A 1,336-nucleotide genomic window follows, 5' to 3' on the forward strand; every position below is an offset into this window, starting at 1 on the left:
CTCCCCGGCCCATTCCCCCTGCATGCCTACAAGACTGGCCCCGACTCCACCGAGCCGGGGCCAGAACCCGAGATTTTCAGCAGTCTTCTAGATGATCGATTCCAAGAGGTTTACGCATGACCGGCTGGCCGCGAATGAACCTGGCTCCACTCATCAGGCCGGCCCCCTTCGAATCGATCATCCAGGGAACCGGGAGGCGCTCTACCGGCGGACCGCCGAGATCAGTCCGCCGGGCCGCTCCATGCGCTGCGGCGGAGTGCTGATCGGGCGGCCGTAGGCGGCAGCGCACTCGCGCAGGGTGTGGCTGTCTGCCTCCCAGCCATGCCCGGCCAGCCAGCCCACCGGGTCGTCGGGCATCTCTGAGACCCACATGGACGCCGCCGATCCCGGCACGGCGTCCGCGCCGAAGCGCTCGATCACGCCACGCGAGCCCAACGTCAGCCCCATCCGACTGCCTGCCGCCGACTGCGCGCTGATCCGGGCCAGCAGCAGCTCCACCGCGTCCTCGGGCAGATAGATCAGCAGTCCTTCGGCGATCCACACGGTCGGCAATGCCGGGTCGTGCCCTGCAGCGGCCAGCGCGCCTGGCCAGTCCTCACGCAGATCCACCGCAACGGTGATCCGCTCGCAGCGTGCGACGGCCCGCTCCTGGCGCAGCACCGAAGCCTTGAAGTCCAGTGGCGCGGCGGTGTCGACCTCGAACAGCCGGGTGCCCTCGGGCCAGTCCATCCGGAAGGCCCGGCTGTCCATGCCGGCACCGAGCAGCACGACCTGCCGGACCCCGGACGCGGAGGCCTGCTGCAACAAGTCGTCGAGGAACTTCGTCCTGATGACGATGGAGAACGCCACGCCCAGCCGACGGCGTCGCGCGGCCTCGTCACCAGGCAGCGGCGGCGAGGAGGGCCCCCGGCCGCCGGCGGTGGCGAAGGCCTGTGCCAGTGGGTCGCGGAACAGCGCGTTCTCCCGCTCGGTCTCCAGCGCCCGCACCCTGGCCACCCCCACCGCCGTGGCCCACACTCCCGACGGCTGCACCCGCTCCTGCTCATCAGTCACCGCGCCAGCCTAGATGATCGATTCCAAGGGGCCTGATGAGCGGAGCTAGGTTCGTGCGCGGCCAGCCGGTCATGCGCGCACTGACCGCCTGCGACCACTAAACCGTTCCTAGTCAGTCAGTCATCCCGAGGCCTGTCGGCCTCACCCCGGGGCCGGGAAAATGGGGCGGGGTGCCCGTCCGGAGGACATCGTTTCTACTTGGTGCGAGTGAGCCCGATAGTCAGTCGGACGCGGGGGCCGTGTGCAGGAATCCAATGTTGTTGCCATGAGCACGCAAGAGAGC

1 protein-coding gene is annotated in these 1,336 nt (G+C 69.1%); it reads right to left on the reverse strand.

Going from position 1 to position 1,336, the window contains the following annotated elements:
- Positions 1 to 201: 201 nt before the first annotated feature.
- A complete protein-coding gene (locus ABZ904_RS51285) occupies positions 202 to 1,017 on the reverse strand; it encodes a class I SAM-dependent methyltransferase (protein WP_361006443.1) in 816 nt (271 codons plus the stop codon).
- Between the last annotated feature and the right edge of the window lie 319 nt (positions 1,018 to 1,336).

The sequence above is a fragment of the Streptomyces sp. NPDC046900 genome (genome assembly GCF_040644975.1).
Taxonomy (GTDB): Bacteria; Actinomycetota; Actinomycetes; order Streptomycetales; family Streptomycetaceae; genus Streptomyces.